The organism is Aquabacterium sp. UBA2148, from assembly GCF_002328915.1.
GTDB classification, from domain to species: domain Bacteria; phylum Pseudomonadota; class Gammaproteobacteria; order Burkholderiales; family Burkholderiaceae_C; genus Aquabacterium; species Aquabacterium parvum.
The window spans coordinates 1-237 of the sequence record NZ_DCXA01000323.1 but is presented as its reverse complement, the minus strand read 5'-3'; the positions used below and the strand labels follow the sequence as shown (position 1 = coordinate 237).

The following is a 237-nucleotide window of genomic DNA, read 5'->3' as shown; positions in this document are numbered from 1 at the left end:
GGCTCAGATTGAACGCTGGCGGCATGCCTTACACATGCAAGTCGAACGGTAACAGGTCTTCGGATGCTGACGAGTGGCGAACGGGTGAGTAATGCATCGGAACGTGCCCAGTAGTGGGGGATAGCCCGGCGAAAGCCGGATTAATACCGCATACGACCTGAGGGTGAAAGGGGGGGATCGCAAGACCTCTCGCTATTGGAGCGGCCGATGTCAGATTAGCTAGTTGGTGGGGTAAAG

The 237-nt window shown here is 56.5% G+C and carries 1 rRNA gene; it reads left to right on the top strand.

Going from position 1 to position 237, the window contains the following annotated elements:
- Positions 1–237 (top strand): 16S ribosomal RNA (locus B2W70_RS18065); the annotation flags it as partial.